This is a genomic window from Micromonospora sp. NPDC049107 (assembly GCF_040648595.1).
Lineage (GTDB): Bacteria > Actinomycetota > Actinomycetes > Mycobacteriales > Micromonosporaceae > Micromonospora.
Map to the genome: position 1 here is coordinate 146,502 of NZ_JBEZEC010000006.1, position 22,833 is coordinate 169,334.

Below are 22,833 nucleotides of genomic sequence, written 5' to 3' on the forward strand. Positions count from 1 at the left end.
CGAAAGGTGGGGACGGGGATGACAAGAGACCTACGACGTACCCTCGCCGCGATAGCGGCCTTCGCCACGCTGATCCCGGCCACGACCACGGCATCGGCGGCGGTAGCCGCGCCGCGAGCGGCGAGCGCGGCGCCAGCGCCGACGCAGCAGAGCGACACGGCCGTGCTCGTGTTCCACGGGCCGGTGGCCGAACAGCAGGACCCGGTGGCGCGCGCGGTGGACACCATCCGACAACTTGCGGCCAGTCATGACATCGATGTCATGGCCACCACGGACCCGGGTGTGTTCACTCCGACCAAGCTGTCCGCGTACCGGAGCGTGGTGTTCCTCTCCGCGACGGGCGCCGCGCTCAACCGCGACCAGGAGTCGGCGCTTCAGGCCTACCTGAAGGCCGGCGGCGGCTTCGTCGGCATCGCCGACGCCGCCCGCGCGCAGGTCGACTCGACCTGGTTCACCGGCCTGATCGGCGCCCGCCCGGCCGGCGCGATCCCGGTGGCCGAGCCGGTGGCCCGGGTGACCGCCAGCGGCGAGAACCCGCCCACCGAGACCAAGGAGAAGCTGACCGACGGCGACGCCAACACGAAGTGGCTGGTCCGCACGCCCACGGCCTGGGTGACCTACGAGCTGGCCGCACCGAAGAGGATCACCGGGTACGCGCTGACGTCGGCCAACGACTTCGTCGGGCGGGATCCGAAGGACTGGACCCTGCAGGGCTCAACGGACGGCCAGAGCTGGACCGATCTGGACCAGCGCACCAACCAGGCGTTCGCCGAACGGTTCCAGACCCGGCGGTTCGACATCGCTTCGCCGCAGGAGTTCAGCCGCTACCGGCTGAACATCACCGCCAACAGCGGTGAGCCGCTGATCCAGCTCGCCGACCTGCGGCTGTTCACCGGCACGGCCACCGCGCCGCCGCCGACCCCGGTGAACCGGGCGGTGGTCGACATCCTGGACCGCAAACACCCGGCCACCGCGTCGCTGCCGCTGACCCTCACCCGGTCGGACCGCTGGGACAACTGGGAGACGAACCCGATCGGGGCGGTGCACACCCTCGCCCAGGTCGAGGAGCGGCACTACGACCCGGGTCCGGGCGCGAACGGTCCGTTCCACCCGGTGTCCTGGTGCCGGGACTACGACGGCGGGCGGTCGTTCTACACCGGCATGGGCCACACCGAGGGCAGCTACGGCGAGGAGGCGTTCCGGGCGCACCTGACCGGGGCGCTGAACTGGACCACCGGCCGCGTACGCGGTGACTGCCAGGCGACGATCGCCGCGAACTACAAGGTCGAACGGCTGACCGCCGCGAACCAGACCGGGCAGCTCGACCAGATCGGCGAGCCGCACGGGCTCACCATCGCCCCGGACGGCACCGTCTTCTACGTCGGCAAGGCGGCCTGCCCGAGCGGCCCGATCGCGGACTGGAACGACCCGAAGGTTGGCCTGGGCTGCGGCACCATCCACTCCTACGACCCGCGCAGCAAGCAGGTCAAGCTGCTCACCACCCTGGAGGTGATGGGCAACCGGGGCAGCGGCTCGGAGTTGGTCAAGAACGAGGAGGGCCTGCTCGGCATCGTGCCCGACCCGACGTTCGCCGAGAACGGCTGGCTCTACGTCTACTGGATGCCACACGAGTCGATCGACCGGGTCAAACGGGTCGGGCAGCGCACCATCTCCCGCTTCACCTACGACCGGACGACCCAGACGATCGACCAGGGCACCCGCAAGGACCTGTTGCAGTTCCCGGTGCAGATCCACAGCTGCTGCCACGCGGGTGGCGGCATGGCGTTCGACGCCAAGGGCAACCTCTACGTCGGCTCCGGCGACAACAACTCCTCCGAGGGGTCGCAGGGCTACTCCGGCAACAACTGGACCGAGGAGTACCAGGGGACCTCGTTCCAGGACGCCCGCCGCACGTCGGGTAACACCAACGACCTCGCCGGAAAGATCATCCGGATCCACCCGGAGGCGGACGGCACGTACACCATCCCGCAGGGCAACCTCTTCCCCCCGGGCACGGAGAAGACCCGCCCGGAGATCTACGTCATGGGCGTGCGCAACATCGCCCGCCTCCAGATCGACCCGGTGCACCAGTGGCTGACCGCCGGCTGGGTCGGCCCGGACGCCTCGTCGCCCAGCCCCACCCTCGGTCCGGCGAAGTACGAGACGGCCACCATCATCACCTCGGCCGGTAACCAGGGCTGGCCGTACTGCATGGGTAACCGGCAGCCGTACCGGGACCGCAGCAACACCGACGCCAGCGTGCTGACCGGCTGGTACGACTGCGACAACCTGAAGAACACCTCGCCGCGCAACACCGGACTGGAGGACATCCCGGCGGCCCGGGACAACATGATCTGGTACTCGCCGGACGGCGGCGGCCCGGTCTTCCCGAAGCGGACCGACGGCAGCGGCCTTCCGACCTACGTCGCGGCCGACGCCACCTACACGCAGCCGTACCTGCGCGGCGGCGGGCAGGCCATCATGTCCGGCCCCACCTACCACCGCAGCCTCGTCGACACCGACAGCGGCGTCGCCTGGCCGGAACACTGGGACGGCAAGTGGTTGATCGGCGACCAGTCGAACCCGGTCAACCGGGTCGCGGTCACCGTCGACGAGGCCGGCGTGCCGCAGGCCGCCCCGCCGGTGTACGCCGAGTCGCTGCGGGCCATCATCCCCAGCGGCAACGGCGACAACCGGTTGCAGAGCTGGATGGACGCCAAGTTCGGCCCGGACGGCGCGCTCTACCTGCTCGACTACGGAGGCGGCTTCTTCAGCCTGAGCCCCAACCAGAAGCTGATCCGGGTCACCTACACCGGTGGCGCGCCCACCCCGGCGCCCGCAGCGACCTCGGTGGCCGTGCAGAACAAGCCGCTGACGATCGCCTTCACCGGCTCGAAGTCCGGCGGCGTGAGCCACCGGTGGGAGTTCGGCGACGGCGGCACCTCGACCGAGGCGGACCCCCGACACACGTACGCCAAGGTGGGCACCTACACCGCGAAGCTCACCGTCACGTACGCCGACGGCGAGACGGCGACCGTGCGGACCACCGTCACGGTCGGCTGCGCGGTGCCCGACGCCCGGGCCACGGTCTGGCTCGGCGACACCGACACCGGCGTGCCCAGCCGGACGGTCGGGCAGGGCTGCACGATCAACGACCTCGTCGACGACGAGAGCACCTGGCCCGACCACAACGCCTTCGTCCGGCACGTCAGCGCGGTGACCCGCGCGTTGCAGGACGACGGCCTGCTCAACACCCGTGAGGCGGGCACGCTCACCCGGCTGGCCGCCGCCTCCGACATCGGCCGGGACGGTCGCACCGGGTACGAGCCGCTCTACGACGGCACCGCCGAGTCGCTACGCGGTTGGGAGCAGGCCCCGACGGGCTCGTTCAGCATCCAGCCCGACGGGGCGCTGCGCTCCAGCGGCGGCCTCGGCATGCTCTGGCACACCAGGGAGCTGGGCGACTTCTCGCTGAAGGTGCAGTTCAAGGACATCGCGCCGGGCACCAACCGGGCCAACACCGGTGTCTTCATCCGCTTCCCGGACCTGCGGGTGCCGCTGGAGCAGCGGCCAGAAGGCAGCTGCGGCACCATCGGGTCGGCCCGGACCTCGACCGCCTGGATGGCGATCTACTGCGGACACGAGATCCAGATCTACGACGGCGAGAGCGGCGAGCCGCAGAAGACCGGCTCGGTCTACAACTTCGACCCGGTGCCGCTCGCCCAGGCCGGCATCACCCCGAAGAACGTGTGGAACGACTACGAGATCCGGGTGGTCGGGCAGCACTACACGATGATCCGCAACGGCGTGGTGATCAACGAGTTCGACAACACGCCGGGCAAGCAGTCCTCCCGGGCCGGCGACCCGCCGACCGACCTGCGGCAGTTCCTGCGCGGCTTCATCGGCCTGCAGAACCACGGTGACAACGACCTGACCGAGTTCCGCAACATCCGCGTGCGCGAGCTCTAGGAGAGACGATGATCCGACGACTCACGGCCGCGCTGGCGGCGGTCCTGCTCACGGTCGCGCCGTTGGCCGCGCCACCGGCCTCCGCCGCCCCGCGCGCCGCCGCGGACCAGGTGCTCACCTGGACCGCCGACGACAACACCACCCGCTACAAGTCCGTCCCCACCACCGCGGTGGCCGGCGCGACGACAATCGTCTGGGAGAACAGCGCGGCCACCGGCAACACCACCGGAATGCCGCACACGTTGACCTTCGACACGTCCACCGAGGGCTACAACCACGACGTCACCCTCAACATCCTGGCGAGTCCGTTCGACGCCAACAACGGCCGGCACGAGGCGACCGTCACGCTGACGCCGGGCCGCTACCGCTACTTCTGCTCGATTCCCGGCCACAGCCAGATGGTCGGCGAGTTGGTGGTCACCGACGGCGGGGGAGGCGGCGATACCACGCCACCGACCGTCACCGCCGCCGTGTCCGGTGACCGCGACGGCGACGGCAACTACGTGGGCGCGGCGACGGTCACCGTCACGGCCACCGACGCCGGTTCCGGTGTGGACACGGTCGAATACCAGGTCGACGACACCAGCTTTCAGCCGTACACCGCGCCGGTGCAGGTAAACGCGGTCGGCGACCACTCGGTCCAGTTCCGCGCCACCGACCGGGATGGCAACACCAGCGCGGTCGGCTCGGTGTCGTTCCGGGTCGTCGAGCCGACCGAGGAGGACACCACCGCGCCGACGGTCACGGCCGCGCTGACCGGCGACCGCGACGGCGACGGCAACTACGTCGGTACGGCCACCGCCACGCTGACCGCCACCGACGCCGGGTCGGGGGTCGCCACCATCGAGTACGCCCTCGACGGGGCCGCCTTCACGGCGTACACGAGCCCGGTCGTGGTGACCGCCACCGGGATGCACATGCTGCACTACCGGGCCACCGACGTGGCCGGTAACACCTCGGCCGAGCAGATGGCCCACTTCACCGTCGTCGCGCCGCCGGCCGAGGACACCACCGCACCCACCGTGACGGCCACGGTGGCCGGCGACCGGAACGACGATGGCGCGTACGTCGGCGGCGCGACCGTGACCGTCACGGCCACCGACGCCGACTCGGGCGTGGCGCGAACCGAGTACGCCCTCGACAGCGGCGCGTGGACCGCGTACACCGCGCCGGTCGTCGTCCGTACCGTCGGGGCGCACACCCTGCGCTACCGGGCGACGGACACCGCCGGTAACACCGCCGCCGAGCAGTCGGTGACGTTCACCGTCGTGGCCGACGGCACCGACGCCTGCCCCGCCTCCGACACGCGGGAAACGGTGGTCATCGACGGTGTCGACACCGGCGTGGCGAACATCGACACCGGTGACGGCTGCACCATCAACGATCTCATCGACGAACACGCCGACTACCCCGGCCACGCCGACTTCGTCCGGCACGTCGAGGCGGTCACCACCGCGCTGGTGACCGCCGGAACGCTCAGCAAGCGCCAGCAGGGCGCCATCGTCCGGGCCGCGGCCCGATCGGACGTCGGCGCATGAGCCCCCGCATCTCATTCAGAGGGAGAACCACGATGCCCGGACGTACCGTCGCCAAGCTGGCCACCGTGAGCGCCGTCATCGCCGCCTCGGTGCTGGCCGTGGCGCCCACCGCCCACGCCGACCTGGTCACCCACTGCATCGGCACCGGCGGCGCGGTGACCGTGCCCAACGACCTGCTCGTCCCGGCCGGTGAGTCCTGCGCGCTGACCGGCACCACGATCACCGGCAACGTCACCGTCGCCGCCGGCGCCAACCTGGTGGTCACCGGCGGCCGGGTCAGCGGTGAGGTACGGATCGCCGCCGACGGCTACCTCGACGCCACCGAGACGACCGTCGACGGCCAGGTCGTGCTGGCCGCCGGGGGCTACGGCGTCTTCCTGTCCGACGCCCGGACCGGCGCGTTGACCGTCCGGCCGAAGGGCTCGGCGACCATCGACAGCTTCCTGTTCGCCGAGGCGTCGACGATCGGCGGAAACGTCACCGTCGGCGCCGGTGAGGTACGCCTCGACCAGGGCACCCAGGTGACGCGCAACGTCAGCAGCACCGGCACGTACTACACCGACGTGCACGACTCGTTCGTCGACGGCACCCTCTCGGTGCTCAACAGCGCCACCGGCAGTGTCGTGTGCGGCAGCGCCGTCCGGGGCAGGGCAACCTTCGCCGGCAACCTCGGCGGCGTCCAGCTCGGCCCGAACGGCACCCTGGACAGTTGCGCCTCGGGCGGCTACTGGGGCGCGGACGTCAGCGTCACCAACACCACCGGTGGTGTCACCGTCGACGACAACATCATCAACGGCCAATTGACGGTGACGGGCAACGACCCGGCCGCGCAGGTGGCGGCGAACAACCGCATCCGGGGCGGCGTGACGGGCGACCAGGCCGCGCCGACCGCCAACCGGGCGGCCCGAATGTCCGCCGCCGACCGGGAGGACGCGGGCGACGAGCGGGCTGAGGTCCGTCGTACCTCGGCGGTGCAGGACGCCACCGAGGCGGGCGCGGCGAAGCTCTAGCCGATCGACGTGACGGTGGCCGGTCACCCCTCGGGGTGACCGGCCACCGCCGTCATATCGGCCCGGACCGTCGCGGCGGCGTCTGCGTGGTTGATGCGGCGTCGGAAGATCCCGGATTAGAGGTCGCCAGCCAGAGGCAGGTGCGGACGGGCCGGTGTCGGCTGGTCCGCCGACTGTGGCGGGGGTGTGAGCCAGGCGAGTGGTTGTCCGGTGAGGGCGGCGTCGGCGAGGCGGAGGGCGCTGGCGGTCTTGAGCGCCGCTCGTGAGCTGTCGATCCAGCGCTGAACGTTGTCGATGCCCTGATGGCGGTACTCGACGGCCTGGACGAGGCATTCCAACTTGTCTGCGTCACGGGCGACGACGGCTTCACGTGTCTCGCCGGCTTCGTATTCGGCGACTGCGGCGGTGATGACGTCGGCGACGGCCGGTGGGCAGGCGGCGACCTGATCGGCGGTTACGGCGGTGTTGGGTACGGCGGTGAGGTAGCGCCTGGCGATGTGGGGGATGTCGGTGATCCGGGTTTCCTGGGTGTCGTGCAGGGTGCAGAGCATCGACACGCGGGCTGGGTCGGCACCCTCCATGGCGGCGAGCAACATTCCGATGAGCGCGGTCCGGAAGGAGTGTTCGGCGATGGACTCGGGTTGCTTGACGCCAGCGAACCACCAGCCGGTGCGGGCGGCGCGTTTGAGGACGCCGGCTTCGAAGATGAAGCTCATCGCTGCGGCGGCGTCGTGGTCGTCGGTCATCTGCCCGTCCCTGTGCCGGTGAGTCCGTCCGCCCGCAGGCGGTAGGCGATAGAGGTTAGTTCCTGCCGCGACTGCGTGGAGATCCGGTCACTGTCCAGGAGCGGGACGCTGCGGTCGAGAAGTGCCCGAGTTACGGCGGGGTTGTCGAGAGCGAGATTGCGTCGTGCGGCCACCCCACCTGGGGTAACAAATGCGAGGTCGGTGCGCCAGCGGCCGGAGCGCCTCACTGTCCGGCACGTCCCGGACGGCCAGGTTCCGCTGGGGCGGGCGGGCCAACGCCTAAGCGCAAGGTGAGGACCAGTGAACGGAGCCGTCTTGCGCTGGCATCGAACGCAAAGTATGCGCACGGCGGCTTACTGTCAGGGCGCGCACACCACCGCCGACAGCAACGGTGATAGCAACCGGGCCGAACTTTCGGTGCATCAGGCTGGCCCGGCGGTGAATCGTCCGCCGAGATCGCAGACATGCATGGATGCCGCAGCGCATGCTCCGAGGGCCCCACACGCGAGGGGCCAGGGTCCTGATGTCGGCGCGGGAGGCGGTGCGCGGCGTGTGAGGGTTATGAGGCGGTGGGTAAGCCGGTAGCGTTGGGTGGGCACGGCGGCCTGGGCGTCGACGGTACGTCCGCGCCACGAGGAGGTCCGGGATGGATTCCTTGCCGGAGTTGACTTTCGGGCAGCGGTTGAAGGTCTACCGGGAGAGGGCCGGGAAGACCCGTGCGGTGCTCGGGGGATTGGTCGGGCGCAGCGCCGAGTGGGTCAAGGCAGTGGAGACCGATCGCATCCTGCCGCCGCGTATTCACATGCTGGATCGCATCGCGCGTGCTCTCAAGGTCGAGGTGTCTGCCTTGGCCGGGGAGCTGAGCACGCGCTCTGCTGTGGTCAACGGACCGGAACATCCGGCGCTGGCGTCAGTCCGGGACGCGGTGAACCGCTTCGCAATTTCCGACGAGGCATCCCTGGGGTCGTTGACGAGCCTGCGAGAGCGGCTCGCGATGGCATGGCGGGCGCGCCATCAGGCGTCGGATCACCGCACTGTGCTGGGCGGGTTGTTGCCGGGGCTGCTGCGCGACGCGCAGCGCGCCGCGTTGGCGTACGAGGGTGCCGAGCGTCGGCGGGCTCAGGCCCTGTTGGCGGAGACGTTCGGGCTGACGCAGATGTTCCTTGCCTATCAGCCCGCTGCCGAGTTGTTGTGGCGGGTTGCGGACCGCGCGATGGTGGCGGCGCAGGAGTCCGGCGACCCGGAGGCGGTGGCCTGCGCGGGATGGTTCTTGTGCCAGGTGCACCGGGATGCCGGTGACTGGGACACCGCGATGGCGGTGACCCTGGACCTCCTGGCAGCGCTGGAGCCGCGCGCGGCCGACGGGACCACGAACCTGTTGGCGCTGTGGGGGGCACTGAATTTCGAGGCTGCCTACACCGCCGCCCGTGCTGGTGAGGAAGGCCGGGCGTGGCGGTACTGGGATCGCGCGGATCGGGTGGCGCAGCGCCTGCCGCAGGGCTTCTATCAGCCGCAGACGTCGTTCTCACAGGTCATCATGGGTGCCCACGCGGTGACGGTGGCGGTGGAGTTGCAGAAGTCCGGTGAAGCGGTGCGCCAGGCGCGCCGTCATGATTCAGCGGCGATTCCGTCTAGGCCGCGCCGGGCACGTCATCTCATCGAGGTCGCGCGGGCGCACTACGGCAAGGACGACAAGGAAACGGCCGTGCTGAGCCTCCGGCAGGCGTACGAGTCGGCCCCGGAGACGATCCGCTTCAACGGGTACGCCCGGCAGATCACCTTGGACCTGCTCGACGGTCCGCGTTCCACTCGGGACGACGCCCGTGACCTTGCGACCAAAGTCGGGCTGCTCTCGTGATCCAGGGGTAGGAACCTTACCCATTCCGCTCTGCGACCCACCGTACCTTCTCGCTCACGGGATGCGGTGGGCGGTGCGGGTATCGCCTGGTCGCCGCGTCTCTCTCAGCTTCGAGGGCAGGCCCGTCCTCGTGCTCGAACGAGGGAGAGCTCCGTGCGGCGAGTCTCGTATGACGAATACCTCTCGGCCACCGCACTGACTCTCGCCCGCAGGCATCGGCCGGTGTGGTCATGGCTGAGCTGGCGACGCGTCTGCCGCTGCGGAGCCGAGCTGCCCTGCCGTTCCCGGCACCGGATCCCAATCAGTCGTGGCCACTGGCCGCAGGAAGGTGAGCGGTGAGCAACGGGCAGCGGAAGGCGATCATCGCGGTGCACGTCCGAGGGCTGGAGGGGATGTGCGCCGGCTGCCGGGCGTGGTGGTCGCGGCTCACGCCGTACCCGTGCTGGCAGGTGGACTGGGCGACCAGTCGCCGGGCGCGGTCGATGACGGCGGCGCTGCTCGGAGACCGCGCATAACGACGCACGATCCGGTGCTGCCGATCTGGAGTTGCGGCGGCTGCGGCGCGCCCTGGCCCTGCCGCACGCGGCAGCGCGAGCTACGTGCGGAGTTCGACGACGCTCCGCTCTCCCTGGCTTTCTACCTGGGTGCCCACCTGGTGCGGGCCTCCGAAGACCTGACCTGGGTGCCGGCGGGGACGCTGCACAGACGCTTCCTTGGTTGGCTTCGGTGAGCATTCTGCGGTCCGGCGACGAGAAGTCCCACTACAGCGACGGCTCCCACAAGTGGGTACCGCCAGATCCGGACTATGACCAAGAGATCTGGGACGAACAGGTCCGCCAACACAAGCAAGGCCATTTGAGGAACGTGCACCCGAAGGTGCGGGTCCAGCGTCTCGTCTGATGCCAGACCTCCGACTACGCGAGGTCTCCGGTCTTCGATTCCCTGCGGTGGCTGAGCCGTCCACCGGAGACCTCGCTGTGTCGATCACCGGCCCACGACGATCCGCGGGCCAACTCAGATCGACGACCGCTCTAGAAGTTGCCGGCGGAGTTGCACTTCACCTTCTGGTCGAGGCAGTTGCGGACCCTTGCGGCCAGCGCCTCGTCCTTCCAGGCGTTGAAGAAGTCCGCGTGCATCGAGAACGAGGTGCCGGACGCGAGGGTGATGCCGTTCGTGTTCGCGCTCAACGGGTACGAGATCACGAAGGACACCGACGGGACGGGCACCGGGTGACTCTTCGGGCAGGCTCCGGTGTGGTCGCCGTTGGCCATGTGCGCCTTGTGGTCGGGGCTGTCCAGGTGCTTGCCGTCCCAGCAGTCCGGGAAGGTGATCTGCCGGACGACGTGCGCGGTCTTGGCGCAGACGGGGAAGGTCTTGTCGGCGCTGCGGCCGATCTCGCCACCGATGCCGGCGCACCAGAAGTGGTTGCCCTGCTTGTCCGGGGTGTCCACCTGGTTCTTGGCATTGCCGGTGATCATCCGCAGGCCGAACGGGAAGGGCTGGGTCTTGCTCGGGTCCTTCAGGCGGGAACCGTAGTAGACGGTCACCTCGGTCGGGTCGACGACCTTGCCGTTCTGGTACATGGTCGGCACCCAGTAGGCCGACTGGTCGTCCGGCGAGTTGCAGGTGGTCGCCTTCGACGCCCGCAGCGACTCCGCCGTCGAGGTGGCGTCGGTCGACCTGTTGCCCCAGAAGGTGTGGTTGTGCGAGGCGCCGGCCAGCTTGGGCAGGACGATCGGGTCGTCACTGTTGTGGTGGCTGACCGTGCAGCCGACGTTGAACTCCGCGACCTTCACCGGGTTGCCGGTCACCGGCTTCGGCTTGCGCGCGAAGAACGCCCTCGTCGCGGCGGCCTGCGCGGCGGCGTCGACGGTGATCCAACCACCCGACGTGGTGGGCGCGGCGGCGGTCGTGGACGAGGTGCCCGGCTTGGCCGGGGCGGACGGGCTGGTCGAGGTGCCCGGGGCGCTCGGGGTGGTCGCCGGGGCGGTCGTCGGTGTCGCGGGTCCGGACGAGCCGATGCCGGTGTCGCTGGACGGGCCGGAAGCGCCGGGCGTGCCAGGGGACTCCTTGCATCCGCCGGTGAATGCCAGGCCCACCACCAGCAGGGCGGTCAGGGCGCGACGGTGTCGAGGGGTGGATCGCAGATGTGTCAACGAGGGTGCACCTTTCTTCCGAGAAGAAAGAGTACGAGTCGACCCCCTGCGCCTATCCGGCCGCGCCGATTAAATATGCCTTAAATATCGCTCCGGGATTGTCCTGCCAGCTCTGCGCGACGGTCTCTCCTGTCGATTGGATATCGATTTTCGAAAAGACGTAATCGGCGGGTCCGTCGGCAGTCCATCCCCGCCGCCGCGCGGGTGTCGGCGGTGTCGCCAGCCTCCCACGGGGTCGTCCGCCCCGGCGCCCCTCGGCCGCACGAGGCGTCGCGACAGGTGCCGGGCCGGCCTGGGCAGCCGTGGTCGCGTTCGTCGACGACGGGGGGACCGGCGGCTAGCCGGGCGCGTACGGACGGCTGGGTGACCGCGTGCGCGCGACCATGACATCGGAGGCGTGCGCCCAACGGATTCACACAACCTGTTCTAAAGGTGTGTGAGAAATCACCGTAGCGGTAGTGCTGCCCCTATTCACTCACGTGTCCCGGCACCCCCGATGGAGCGGCTGGGGGCGGCAGTCGCAGGTAAGAGGAAATCAAGCGGTCGTACACCGGTCCCTCCTAGTCTTCGAAAGGTCGGTGGGTCAACCGTCACCGGAGCGCGACTCCCGGAGATGGCGTCGCCACCACGTTGTCACCATTGATTACGGAGTAGTTGAAACCCGCTATGCCCGCGACCAGGAAAACCAGAGCCGTGCCACGTCGCCCCGATCAGGCGTGGTCCCGCCGTATCGAGCCGTCCGGCTTCGACGATTTTGCAGCGGCGGAGTACGGGAAGTTGTTCGGATCCTTCACGGTCGACACCGACGGAACGGTCGCGGTGGCGGAACTCGTCGGCCGGCTGCGCGCCGCAGGCATCTCGGAGACGGACCCGCGCCTGGTCGAGGTGCGGTCTGCCACCAGCGGCGACGGTCCGGCCCGCATCGACATATCCCGTTTCATCGCGTGGTGCAGGACGGGTGGCGGTGTCATCGAGAGGTCCCTTCGCGGAGACCTCGTCATTCCGGACTTCGCCGCCTTACAGACGGAGATCTTCTCGATCTACGAGGGCCTCAGGGGTGTGGACGGGGGGCGGGTAGCCGATTACATCCCGCAGCTCGGCCGCGTCGATCCGGAGAATTTCGGGATCGCGTTGTGCACGACCGACGGCCAGCGTTTCGCCGTGGGGGACGCGGAGACCCCGTTCTGCGTCCAGTCGGTCTGCAAGCCGATCAACTATTGTCTGGCGCTGGAGCAGCACGGCGCCGAACAGGTCCATCGGCACGTGGGGCGGGAACCCAGCGGTCGCGGGTTCAACGAGCTGACATTGAACAACGAGGGCCTTCCGCACAACCCGATGATCAATTCTGGGGCGATCATGTGCTGCTCGCTGCTGCGCCCGAGATGGGAGATGGCCGACCGTTTCGACCACGTCGCCGAAACGTGGCGCAGCTTGGCCGGCGGCGGGACGGTCGGCTTCAACAATGCCGTCTATCTCTCGGAACGGCGTACGGCGGATCGGAACTTCGCGCTCGGGTACTTCATGCGCGAGCATCAGGCCTTTCCGGACGGCACCGACCTCACCGAGACATTGGAGTTCTACTTCCAGTGCTGTTCCATCGAGGTCGACGCGCGGTCGCTGTCGGTCGTTGCCGCCTCACTCGCCAACGGCGGCGTCAACCCGCTCACCCGGGAGCGGATCTTCTCGGCTGACACCGCACGCAAGTGCCTGTCGCTGATGTCGTCGTGCGGGATGTACGACTATTCGGGGGAGTTCGCCTTCACGATCGGTCTGCCGGCGAAGAGCGGTGTCTCCGGCGGACTCATGATCGTGGTTCCCGGCGTGATGGGCGTCTGCGTCTGGTCGCCCCGCCTCGACGCGCTCGGCAACTCCGTCCGGGGAGTCGCGTTCTGCAAGGAACTCATCAACCGGTTCAACTTCCACGTCTACGACTCGTTGGCCGCCGGGGAGGACTCCGGCAAACGCGATCCGCGACGTGGCAGGAACGAGGACGAGGTGGCGTCGACCACGCGGTTGCTGTGGGCCGCCAGTCACGGCGATCTGGAGTACGTCCGGCTCGCGCTGGCCGCGGGGAAGGATCCGAACTCCGCCGACTACGACCGGCGGACGGCGCTGCACCTGGCCGCCTCCGACGGAAACCTCGACGTGGTCCAGTACCTCCTGGACCGGGGGGCCGATCCAACTCTGCGGGACCGTTGGGGAGGCACGGCGCTCTCCGATGCCGAACGCGGAGCGCATGACAACGTTGTCGCACTGCTCACGTCGACGGTGGGCGAGGGCCCGGCGTCAGCCACCCTCGTGCGAACCGACGCGCCGCTCGCGGCGGTCTGAACCGTCTGTTCCACCGATCACGATTTCGTGGGCCATCCGGCCCGATCACAGGAGAAGAGACCCATGGCGTACAAGGCTGAATACATCTGGATCGACGGCACCGCGCCGACCGCGAAGCTCCGGTCGAAGACGAAGATCATCGAGGACGGCGTCACGCCGGGCACGTGGGGCTTCGACGGCTCCAGCACCAACCAGGCCGAGGGCAGCAGCTCCGACCGGGTCCTCGAACCGGTCGCCACCTACGCCGACCCCATCCGCGGCGGGGCGCACCTGCTGGTGCTCTGCGAGGTGTTCAACACCGACGGCACCCCGCACGAGTCCAACACGCGGGCGCTGCTGCGCCCGGTGGCCGAGCAGTTCGCCGGCCAGGAGTCGCTGTTCGGCATCGAGCAGGAGTACACGTTCTTCAAGGGCTCCCGCCCGCTGGGCTTCCCGGACGGCGGCTACCCGGCTCCGCAGGGTGGCTACTACTGCGGCGTCGGCGCGGACGAGATCTACGGCCGCGCCGTGGTCGAGAAGCACCTGGACAACTGCCTCGCCGCGGGACTGTCCCTCTCCGGCATCAACGCCGAGGTCATGCCCGGCCAGTGGGAGTTCCAGGTCGGTCCGCTGTCCCCACTGGAGGTCGCCGACCAGCTGTGGATCGCCCGCTGGCTCCTGCACCGCACGGCCGAGGACTTCGGCATCTCCGCGACCCTGGAGCCGAAGCCCGCGCGGGGCGACTGGAACGGCGCCGGCGCGCACACCAACTTCTCGACGCGCGCCATGCGCGAGAACTATTCGGCGATCATCGAGGCCTGCGAGGCCCTCGGCCGGGGCGACAAGCCCGCCGAGCACATCCGCAGCTACGGCGCCGGCGTCGAGGCCCGTCTGACCGGCGCGCACGAGACGGCGCCCTGGAACGAGTACAGCTACGGCGTCTCGGATCGCGGTGCTTCCGTCCGCATCCCGTGGCAGGTGGAGATCGACAAGAAGGGCTACATCGAGGACCGCCGGCCCAACGCCAATGTCGACCCGTACACCGTCACCCGCCTCATCGTCGACACCTGCTGCAGCGCCCTGAAGGCCGCCGACCTCGTCTGAGGCGGTCGGACCGACATTCACCACGCCGCACTGCTGCGGCAGCTACCACGACATGGAGTGCATCTCGATGCCAGACGGCTTCGACGCGGGGGATACCGCATTCGTTCTGATCAGCGCCGCGTTGGTCATGCTGATGACCCCCGGCCTGGCGTTCTTCTACGGCGGCATGGTTCGCGTGAAGAGCGTTCTCAACATGCTGCTGATGAGTTTCATCAGCCTGGGCATCGTCAGCGTGCTCTGGGTGACCTACGGATACTCGCTCGCCTTCGGCGACGACGTCGGTGGACGCGGACTCGTCGGCGACCTGAGCAACGTGGGCCTGGGCGGCATCTCGGACACCACGTTGACGGGCAGCATTCCGGTGCTCGCGTTCGCGGTCTTTCAGATGATGTTCGCCGTCATCACGCCGGCCCTGATCAGCGGGGCGATCGCCGACCGTGCCAAGTTCGGCGCGTGGATGCTGTTCGTCGCGCTCTGGGTGACCGTGGTGTATTTCCCGGTGGCCCACTGGGTGTGGCAGGCCGACGGTTGGATCTTCAAGCTCGGCGTGAAGGACTTCGCCGGAGGCACGGCGGTCCACATCAACGCCGGCATGGCCGCCCTCGGCGCGCTCCTCGTCCTCGGCAACCGGGTCGGCTTCAGGCGTGAGTCGATGCGGGCGCACAGCTTGCCGCTCGTGATGCTCGGCTCCGGCCTGCTGTGGTTCGGGTGGTTCGGGTTCAACGCCGGATCGGCCCTCGCCGCCAATGGCACCGCCAGTGTCGCCTTCATGAACACCCAGGTGGCGGCCGGTGCCGGCATGATCGGATGGCTCGTCTGGGAGCGCGTACGCAAGGGTGGCTTCACCTCCCTGGGCGCCGCGTCGGGCGCGGTCGCCGGCCTGGTGGCGATCACCCCCGCGTGCGCGGTCGTGAACACCTGGGGTGCGATCGCCATCGGTGTCATCGCCGGTGTCGTCTGCGCCGGGGCCGTCGGCCTCAAGGACCGCTTCGGCTACGACGACTCACTGGACGTCGTGGCGGTTCACGCGGTCGGTGGTTTCGTCGGCACGCTGCTCATCGGAGTGTTCGACACCGCCGACGGCCTCGTCGCCGGCGCGGGTGCCGGGCAACTGGGGAAGCAGGCGGTCGGCGCCTTCGCCGTCGCCGCGTATTCGGTGGCGCTGACCTGGCTGCTCGTCAAGATCATTGATGTGACGGTCGGCTTCCGGGTGCCGCGATCGGACGAGGTCGCCGGCATCGACCAGGTCCTGCACGCGGAGAGCGCCTACGACTTCGATGTCAGCGAGGGGCGGGCCGACCCGGTCGGCTCGACCGGCGGCCGGGCGCAGGACAGGACGACCCAGCATCCGATCATGGACGTCGTCAACGGCCCGTACACCCGCTGACCGACTGCGACGGACGTCGCCGTGGTCCGGACCGGGAGGGGTGCGCCAACCCTCCCGGTCCGCCGGCGTACGTCGACGGGAGCCGTCGCACTGGCAGCCGTCGCGTGGACGACGCTAGAATCTGACGCTGACGTCAGAGGTAAGTGTTGTCGGCGTCACCACGTGAGGGGGGAGGGGCCGTGCGGATCGGAGAACTCGCCACCAACACGGGAGTGTCGGTGCGCGCCCTGCGCTACTACGAGGAACAGTCGCTGCTGATCCCCGAGCGCAGCGGCGGCGGCCAGCGCCACTACGGCGAGGGAGCGATCGACCGCGTCCAGCTCATCCAGACGCTGTACGGCGCGGGTCTGTCCAGCCGGACGATCCTGGATCTGCTGCCCTGCGTCGACGCTCAGGTCAACACCCCGCAGTCCCGTGCCCTGCTGAACGCCGAACGGGACCGCATCACCCACCAGATCGACCAACTCGTCCAGGTCCGGGATCGCCTCGACGCGGTGATCAGCGCCAGCGAGGACCCGGGCAACGGCTGCGTCTACACGGACGCCGTCCCGCGGTAGGCGACCGCTCGGTCCCGGGGTCGCTCAGCGGGTACGAGGTCACGAACGACACGCAGGGGTCGGTAACGACTGCACGGCGACGCCCATGTCGTCAGCAACTGGCGCGGGCCTTGCGCAGGAAGGTCTTCCGCGAAACGATCTTCGTCGAATCCCGGCCGCGCGGCGCCAGCACCTGGTCCGGCCCGATTCGCGGGAGATCCGCGAGGGTGAAATCTACCGAGATGGCATCACGCCCACCAGACCCCCCGACGCTGTAGGTGACCTCGGGCCTGAGTTCGGTGAGCGGCTCGACGTCCACCACTGTGCCAAGTCCTTCGGCGAAGAAGTCGGTAGCCTCCTCGACCTCCCAGCCATCCGGCGGCTGACCGAGCAGGACAACCTCCACGGTCCCGCTTGTGGGTCGACCGCTGGCGGCCCACAAGACCAGCGGACGCTCGGTCCCGTCGTCCGGGGGGTCCTCGTAGACACGGACCCGGGCTGACATCCCGCCGCAGGTCACCAGGACACCTACCGGCCGACCGTCGTGGACGGCTAGCGCGACAACAGGCTCGTCGGGTGGACTGCAGGCGGTAAGAAGGCTGAGCAGCGGCAATGACAACAGGACCCATGGGGCTCGTCTTCTGCGCATGCCGTCAGCATCCCGACGCGGCATCACCCTCCGATACCTCGGTGGTCACGAAAGGTGTACAGGTTGGCTCGGCGGCTCGCCGCATCCGCCCCCACGCGGGTGACTGAGGGTCACCCCGGCCACCGGCCGCGCCCACCGCCCCAGCGAGGTTAGGCACTACTCGTCTAGCTGACCGGGGCCAGCGCCGGGACGCCGTACTGCTGGCCGAGGACCTGGATCGCGGCCCCGGCGGCGATCACGTCCGCGCCGAGGCTGGAGAGGGTCACGGTCGGGGCGAGCCAGTCCGTACGCCGCACGTCGGTACGGACGGCCTGCTCCACGGCGGCGCGGTAGACCTCGGCGTGGCGCAGCAGATCCGCGCCGGCGAGGACCACGCGGGCGAGGTCGAGGGTCTGGAGCAGGTTGACGACGCCGATCGCCAGGACCCGGGCGGCACGCGGGACGTCCCCCGTCTCGACGGCACGGAGGTGGACGACCTCCAGGCAGCCGTGGCGTCCACAGACGCAGACGGGCCCGTCCAGGTCGACGACCGTGTGGCCGAACTCGCCGGCGTTGGTATGCGCCCCCCGATGGGCCGCGCCGCCCAGCCAGAAACCGCCCCCGATGCCGGATTCGACCATGATGAGGGCCGCGTCGCCGAACGTCGCGCCGTACCGCCACGCCTCGGCGGTGACACCGGCGGTCACGTCCTTGTCCAGGTGCACCGGCAGGCGGAGGCGCGCCTCGGCCAGTTCGCGCAGCGGTACGTCGTGCCAGTGCCGTAGGCCGTGCGCGTCCCGGACCAGCCCGTTGGCGTGGTCCAGGGGGCCGATCATGCCGAGGCCCACGCCGGTCAGCCGGTCCCGTAGCGCGGGGTCCGCGGTGATCGCCCCGATGCCGACGCACAGGGCGTCGAGGAGCTGTTCCGGGGTGAAGTCCGCGGGCAGCGGTCGGACCGTCGAGTGGCGCACGGCGCCGGCCAGGTCGACCAGGACCAGTCGCAGCGTGCGCCGGGCGACGTGCGCGCCGATCGCGTACCGGCTGTCCGGGACCAGCTCGTAGACGAGCGCGGGTTTGCCGACGCCCGGGCGGCGGACACCGGCGGGGCGGATCAGGCCGTCGGCGCCCAGGCGCGCGATGACCTTGGAGACGGCCTGCGGGGTCAGGCCGGTGGCGGCGACGACGGTCGACCGTTCGAACGTCCGTGCCGTACGCCCCACGGCCAACACCTGCGCCTGGTTGTAGCCGCGCAGGAACGTCACGTCCGCTGTGGTCCGCGTCATCTCGCCACTCTATTACGCAACGCTGTTGCTAAATTCGCTCGGTGAACGCACTGAGCAGAGGTCAACGCCTCGCGGCGCTTGCCGCCCTGGCACTGGGCGGCGTGGCGGTCGGCCTGACGGAGTTCGTGGCGATGGGCCTGCTCCCCGAGATGGCACGCGACCTGCTCGCCCAGGATTACGCTCGATCCTCGTCGGACGCCGTCGCGCGGGCCGGTTGGATGATCACCGCGTACGCGCTGGGCGTCGTCGTGGGCGCCCCACTGATCGCCGCGCTCAGCGCGCGCCTGCCCCGCCGCCGGCTCGTGCTCGGGCTCCTCGTCCTCTTCGTCGCGGGCACGATCGCCTCGGCGACCGCCCCGAACTTCGAGCTGGTGCTGGTCGCGCGGTTCGTCGCCGCGCTGCCGCACGGCGCGTACTTCGGCGCGGCCGGCCTGCTCGCCGCGACCCTGATGGGTCCCGGCAACGAGGCGCGGGGCTTCGCCACCGTGCTCGGTGGCCTGACCGTGAGCAACGTGGTGGGCGTACCGCTGATCACCCGGCTCGGTCAGGCGGCCGGCTGGCGTACGGCGTACCTGGTCATCGCCGGTGTCTTCCTGCTCACGCTGCTGGCCGTGCTGGCGGTCGTGCCGGAGGTCGCCGCGGCGGCGGACGGCTCGCCGGCCGCCGAGCTGCGGGCCCTGCGCACCTCGCAGGTCTGGCTGGTCGCGGCCACCGGCGCGATCGGCTTCGCCGGGTTCTTCGCGGTCGACTCGTACATCGCGCCGGTCACCACCGACGTCGCCGGACTCTCCGCCGCGACCGTGCCCTGGGTGCTGGTCGCGGTGGGCCTCGGCATGACCGTCGGCAACGCCCTGGGCGGCTGGCTCGCCGACCGGGACCTGCGTCGCAGCCAGATGATCGGCTTCGTGGCGATGATCGTCAGCATCGGCGTGTTCAGTCTCGTCGCGTCGCACCCCGTGGGCCTCTTCGTCGGCGCGTTCCTGGTCGGCGCGACGAGTCTCTACCTCGGTCCGGTCCTGCAGGCACGCCTCATCACGGTCGCCCCCGGCGCCCAGTTGATGGGCGCGGCGCTCAACCAGTCCGCCATGAACATCGCGAACAGCCTGGGCGCGGCGCTGGGCAGCGTCGGCATCGCCGCCGGGCTCGGCTACCTCGCGCCGGCCCGGGTGGGCCTGGTCCTGGCGGTCATCGGGCTGGGCCTGGGAATCGTCAGCTACGCGGGGCGTCGTCGGGACCGGGAGCCGGCCGCCGTGGCGGGTTGACCGCCGATGGCGTCGGTCAGGTGACCGACGAGGCGAGGAGGTCGCCGACGGCCGCGCGGACCGGATCGGGATTCGCCCAGGACCAGTTCGGGTGGGCCCGGTTCGTGAGCAGGGCGAGGACCAGCTTGCGGCCCGGGTCGACCAGCAGTGAGGGACCGGCGAACCCGGTGTGGCCGAAGGTGCGACCCGACGCGAGCCGGCCCATGAACCACTGCTGGTTGAGCACGACGCCGAGACCGTGGGCGGCCGTGCGGTGCGGACGCTCCGGGTCGACTGCCGGCTTGCCCGCGTTGTGGTTGGTCAGCATCCGGCGCACGGTGTCGGCGGCGAGGACCCGGCGGCCCTGGTAGGTGCCACCGTCGAGGAGCAGCTGGCCGACCGCCGCGAGATCGCTGGCGCTGGCGAACACCCCCGCGTGACCGGCGACGCCCCCGAGGTGGTTGGCGACGTCGTCGTGCACGGTGCCGCGGAGCAGGCCGCGGGACGAGCGGGCGTCGGTGGCGACCATCCGGGCCGCCCTCTCGCTGGCCGACAGCCAGGTCGTGGGGGCGAAGCCGGTGTCGCGCAGGCCGAGCGGGCCGGTGAGGTTCGCCTTGAGCGCCTGGTCGAGGCGTTTGCCGGTGATCTTCTCGACGATCTTGCCGGCGACCATGAGGCCGACGCTGGAGTAGCGGAACGTGTCCCCGGGCACGGCGCCCGATACCAGCGGTGTGGCGAGGACCGCGTTCCACCGGGCCGCGTTGTCCGGCAGACCGGTGACCTTGGCGCCGACCGGGAGGCCGCTGGTGTGGGTGAGCAGCATCTCGACGGTGACGCGGTCCTTGCCCGTGCCGGTGAACCCCGGCAGGTAGTCGCGTACCGGTGCGCCCAGGTCGACACGGCCCCTGTCGACCTGCTGCAGCAGCAGGATGGCGGTGTAGACCTTGGTGACCGAGGCGAGGTCGAAGATGGAGTCCGGGCGCATCGCGACCCGGCTCTTCGCCGGGAGCAGTTTCGGGCCGGCCGCGTAGCGCAGGGCCTCCCCGACAGCCGTGTGCACGGTCGTCTTCCCGTTGACCAGCACGAGAGCGACCGCACCGGGAAAGCCGTGGTGCGTGACGGTCTGCGCCGAGGCGGGCAGGTGTCGCCGCAGCAACGCGGTCACGTCCGCGGCGTACCGGGCCTGGTTGCCCGGCACGCCCGCGCCGGCCGTGGGGGAGGCGCTCGGCGTGCCCGACGAAGGGGCCGTGGGCTTCCCGGCCGCGCCGAATCCCACCCTGTTCCCCGCCGCGTCGGTGGCCGTCACCGTGCCGCCCGGGTCGGCCCCACCCGCCGACTCACCGCCGCTGTCGCCACAGCCGGTGAGAGCGGAGGTCGCAGCGGCCAGGCCAACCCCGAGCAGGGTACGACGGGCGACGGGCATGCCGGTGATGCTGACAGATCCGACTCGCGCGCGCCAAGCCCAATCAGCCGTACGCTCACCTCGTCCAGCGGTGTGGCCGGTTTCCGACACCCGTGTGGGCCGTACGGACTACCGACACTGCCTGTGCAACGATCGTCAGGCATCCTGTCGAACGGCCGGCGCCGCCGGTCTGTCCGTGCGGCAGACTCGGGGGAGGGTGCCCTGCCTCGTACTCCTTTGGAGAGCACCATGTCCCTCTCCCCGGTTCGGGTCTTCGCCGCGTTGAACGCCGTGCGACCTCCCGAACAGCCAACTCCGGTCCTGGGTAAGGCGGTGGTGGTCGGCGGCAGCGTTGCCGGCCTGCTGGCCGCCCGGGTCCTGTCCGACCACGCCGAGAGCGTGATCCTCATCGACCGGGACGACCCGCAGGTCAGCGGCGCACGGCCCGGCGTGCCCCAGGGCACCCAACTGCACGCGCTGCTGCCCGGCGGTCTTCTGCAACTGGAGCAGTTGTTCCCCGGGTTCCGCCAGCAGGCGCTGGCCCACGGCGCGGTCGAGGCGCCACCCGCCACCCGACGCAGCTACCTCGACGGTCGACGCAAGGTGGTCGTACCCGACGACGACGACAGCCTCGCCGGCAGTCGGCCGCTGCTGGAGGGGCTGATCCGCCAGCAGGTGCTCCGACTCCCCAACGTCAAGACCGTCACCGCCCGCGCCACCGGGCTCGTGATCGAGGGCGACGCGGTCACCGGTGTGCGCTGCGAGGTCGACGGGGTGGCCGGCGTCGAGGGCGGCGACCTGGTGGTGGACGCCATGGGCCGGTCCAGCCGGCTCTCCGACTGGCTGGAACAGGCCGGCTGGGAGCGGCCCGCCACCCGCCGGATGCCGGTGCACCTCAACTACGCCACCGCGCTGTTCCGACGCCCGGAGCAGACCCCTCAGACGCGCGTCGTCATGGCCCTGCACACCCCACGGACCATGACGGACGTCGCCGGCGCCGCCTTCTTCGCCATCGAGGACGGCCGGTGGATGGCCATGATGGCCGGCTACGGCGACGACCGGCCGGGACGCACCGCGCAGGACTTCGTCCGACGGCTGCGCGAGCAGTTCCCGCCCGAGTTCGGCGAGGTCGCCGACCAGGAGATGCTCGGTGACGTGCAGACCTACCACCACGCCGACAGCCGGCGTCGGGACTTCCACGCGCTGCGGCGCTTCCCGGCCCGGCTCGTCAGCGTGGGCGACGCCGTCGCGTCGTTCAACCCGGTGTACGGGCAGGGGATGACGGCCGCGGCCCTGCACGCGGCCTGCCTGTCGGCGTACCTACGCCCCGGCCCGGACCTGAGCGTGCCGGCCCGCCACTTCCTCGGCCTGCAGAAGGTCGTGGTCGACGCCGCGTGGTCGACGTCGACCTCCGCCGACCTGGCGCTGCCGCACGTCGACGGCCCCTACCCACGCGGCTACCGGATCTCCAGCTGGGCGAGCCGGCAGATCCTCACGGCGACCGTGACGGACGTGGCGATCGCACGCCGGTTCAACGAGGTCGTCTCGATGCGCGAGCACCCGCTGTCGCTGGCCAAACTCGGCGTGATCCTGGGCGCCGTGCGCGCCAACCGTCGGGCGGGCTGACGGAGAGACCCCGCCGCCCGTCCGACGCCGGACGGGCGG

At 70.2% G+C, this 22,833-nt stretch carries 16 protein-coding genes and 1 pseudogene; 11 read left to right on the forward strand and 6 right to left on the reverse strand.

Translation table 11 applies throughout. The features are described from left to right. The first annotated feature begins 18 nt into the window (after positions 1 to 18). The 3 genes from AB0B55_RS16550 to AB0B55_RS16560 are packed head-to-tail and all read left to right on the forward strand — an operon-like array spanning position 19 to position 6,517. A complete protein-coding gene (locus AB0B55_RS16550) occupies positions 19 to 3,969 on the forward strand; it encodes a ThuA domain-containing protein (RefSeq protein ID WP_357172095.1) in 3,951 nt (1,316 codons plus the stop codon). Between the two features lie 8 nt (positions 3,970 to 3,977). Then, positions 3,978 to 5,507: a plastocyanin/azurin family copper-binding protein gene (locus AB0B55_RS16555; RefSeq protein WP_357172096.1), complete on the forward strand. Its 1,530-nt coding sequence runs from the start codon at positions 3,978 to 3,980 to the stop codon at positions 5,505 to 5,507. 32 nt (positions 5,508 to 5,539) lie between these two features. Further along, a complete protein-coding gene (locus tag AB0B55_RS16560; protein ID WP_357172097.1) occupies positions 5,540 to 6,517 on the forward strand; it encodes a hypothetical protein in 978 nt (325 codons plus the stop codon). Between the two features lie 116 nt (positions 6,518 to 6,633). Here the strand turns inward: AB0B55_RS16560 and AB0B55_RS16565 are convergent, their stop codons facing one another. Together AB0B55_RS16565 and AB0B55_RS16570 are read right to left on the reverse strand one after the other, a co-directional pair. Beyond that, positions 6,634 to 7,263 carry an HD domain-containing protein gene (locus AB0B55_RS16565; RefSeq protein ID WP_357172098.1) on the reverse strand — a complete coding sequence of 210 codons (630 nt, stop codon included), beginning with the start codon at positions 7,261 to 7,263 and terminating at the stop codon, positions 6,634 to 6,636. Continuing rightward, positions 7,260 to 7,436 (reverse strand): annotated as a pseudogene (locus tag AB0B55_RS16570) (transcriptional regulator); the annotation flags it as partial. The gene AB0B55_RS16565 and the pseudogene AB0B55_RS16570, both read right to left, overlap by 4 nt. 473 nt (positions 7,437 to 7,909) lie before the next feature. On the opposite strand from AB0B55_RS16570, the gene AB0B55_RS16575 reads away from it, so the two are divergent. Further along, positions 7,910 to 9,121: a helix-turn-helix transcriptional regulator gene (locus AB0B55_RS16575; RefSeq protein WP_357172099.1), complete on the forward strand. Its 1,212-nt coding sequence runs from the start codon at positions 7,910 to 7,912 to the stop codon at positions 9,119 to 9,121. A gap of 335 nt (positions 9,122 to 9,456) precedes the next feature. Beyond that, positions 9,457 to 9,636 carry a hypothetical protein gene (locus AB0B55_RS16580; RefSeq protein WP_357172100.1) on the forward strand — a complete coding sequence of 60 codons (180 nt, stop codon included), beginning with the start codon at positions 9,457 to 9,459 and terminating at the stop codon, positions 9,634 to 9,636. Between the two features lie 516 nt (positions 9,637 to 10,152). On the opposite strand, the gene AB0B55_RS16585 is transcribed toward AB0B55_RS16580, so the two are convergent. After that, complete coding sequence (locus AB0B55_RS16585) at positions 10,153 to 11,277, reverse strand: DUF1996 domain-containing protein (protein ID WP_357172101.1); 1,125 nt, start codon at positions 11,275 to 11,277, stop codon at positions 10,153 to 10,155. Positions 11,278 to 12,054: 777 nt separating this feature from the next. Here AB0B55_RS16585 and glsA point away from each other — a divergent pair. From glsA to AB0B55_RS16605, 4 genes are all read left to right on the forward strand, one after another. Continuing rightward, positions 12,055 to 13,608, forward strand: a complete 1,554-nt coding sequence (gene glsA / locus AB0B55_RS16590; RefSeq protein ID WP_357172102.1) for a glutaminase A — start codon at positions 12,055 to 12,057, stop codon at positions 13,606 to 13,608. A 63-nt stretch (positions 13,609 to 13,671) separates the two neighbouring features. Continuing rightward, on the forward strand, positions 13,672 to 14,691 hold the full coding sequence (gene glnII / locus AB0B55_RS16595; protein ID WP_357172103.1) for a glutamine synthetase: 1,020 nt from the start codon (positions 13,672 to 13,674) through the stop codon (positions 14,689 to 14,691). Positions 14,692 to 14,758: 67 nt separating this feature from the next. Then, positions 14,759 to 16,078, forward strand: coding sequence for an ammonium transporter (locus tag AB0B55_RS16600; protein ID WP_357172104.1), 1,320 nt, complete (start codon positions 14,759 to 14,761; stop codon positions 16,076 to 16,078). Positions 16,079 to 16,257: 179 nt separating this feature from the next. Further along, the gene (locus tag AB0B55_RS16605; RefSeq protein WP_357121163.1) at positions 16,258 to 16,635 is read left to right on the forward strand and encodes a MerR family transcriptional regulator; all 378 of its coding nucleotides are present in this window, start codon (positions 16,258 to 16,260) and stop codon (positions 16,633 to 16,635) included. Between the two features lie 91 nt (positions 16,636 to 16,726). On the opposite strand, the gene AB0B55_RS16610 is transcribed toward AB0B55_RS16605, so the two are convergent. Together AB0B55_RS16610 and AB0B55_RS16615 are read right to left on the reverse strand one after the other, a co-directional pair. Next, on the reverse strand, positions 16,727 to 17,020 hold the full coding sequence (locus tag AB0B55_RS16610; RefSeq protein WP_357172105.1) for a hypothetical protein: 294 nt from the start codon (positions 17,018 to 17,020) through the stop codon (positions 16,727 to 16,729). A gap of 407 nt (positions 17,021 to 17,427) precedes the next feature. Further along, complete coding sequence (locus AB0B55_RS16615; RefSeq protein WP_357172106.1) at positions 17,428 to 18,525, reverse strand: ROK family protein; 1,098 nt, start codon at positions 18,523 to 18,525, stop codon at positions 17,428 to 17,430. A gap of 41 nt (positions 18,526 to 18,566) precedes the next feature. Here AB0B55_RS16615 and AB0B55_RS16620 point away from each other — a divergent pair, with 41 nt between their 5' ends. Continuing rightward, positions 18,567 to 19,787, forward strand: coding sequence for an MFS transporter (locus tag AB0B55_RS16620; RefSeq protein WP_357172107.1), 1,221 nt, complete (start codon positions 18,567 to 18,569; stop codon positions 19,785 to 19,787). A 16-nt stretch (positions 19,788 to 19,803) separates the two neighbouring features. On the opposite strand, the gene AB0B55_RS16625 is transcribed toward AB0B55_RS16620, so the two are convergent. Next, the gene (locus AB0B55_RS16625) at positions 19,804 to 21,189 is read right to left on the reverse strand and encodes a serine hydrolase domain-containing protein (protein ID WP_357172108.1); all 1,386 of its coding nucleotides are present in this window, start codon (positions 21,187 to 21,189) and stop codon (positions 19,804 to 19,806) included. A 228-nt stretch (positions 21,190 to 21,417) separates the two neighbouring features. On the opposite strand from AB0B55_RS16625, the gene AB0B55_RS16630 reads away from it, so the two are divergent. Beyond that, positions 21,418 to 22,794, forward strand: a complete 1,377-nt coding sequence (locus tag AB0B55_RS16630) for an FAD-dependent oxidoreductase (protein ID WP_357172109.1) — start codon at positions 21,418 to 21,420, stop codon at positions 22,792 to 22,794. The last annotated feature ends 39 nt before the right edge of the window (positions 22,795 to 22,833 follow it).

Coding starts and splice junctions, on each gene's coding strand:
- AB0B55_RS16575 (WP_357172099.1), top strand. CDS start 7,910: ATGGATTCCTTGCCGGAGTTGACTTTCGGGCAGCGGTTGAAGGTCTAC.
- AB0B55_RS16565 (WP_357172098.1), bottom strand. CDS start 7,263: ATGACCGACGACCACGACGCCGCCGCAGCGATGAGCTTCATCTTCGAA.
- AB0B55_RS16560 (WP_357172097.1), top strand. CDS start 5,540: ATGCCCGGACGTACCGTCGCCAAGCTGGCCACCGTGAGCGCCGTCATC.
- glnII (WP_357172103.1), top strand. CDS start 13,672: ATGGCGTACAAGGCTGAATACATCTGGATCGACGGCACCGCGCCGACC.
- AB0B55_RS16555 (WP_357172096.1), top strand. CDS start 3,978: ATGATCCGACGACTCACGGCCGCGCTGGCGGCGGTCCTGCTCACGGTC.
- AB0B55_RS16600 (WP_357172104.1), top strand. CDS start 14,759: ATGCCAGACGGCTTCGACGCGGGGGATACCGCATTCGTTCTGATCAGC.
- AB0B55_RS16615 (WP_357172106.1), bottom strand. CDS start 18,525: ATGACGCGGACCACAGCGGACGTGACGTTCCTGCGCGGCTACAACCAG.
- AB0B55_RS16550 (WP_357172095.1), top strand. CDS start 19: ATGACAAGAGACCTACGACGTACCCTCGCCGCGATAGCGGCCTTCGCC.
- AB0B55_RS16630 (WP_357172109.1), top strand. CDS start 21,418: ATGTCCCTCTCCCCGGTTCGGGTCTTCGCCGCGTTGAACGCCGTGCGA.
- AB0B55_RS16625 (WP_357172108.1), bottom strand. CDS start 21,189: ATGCCCGTCGCCCGTCGTACCCTGCTCGGGGTTGGCCTGGCCGCTGCG.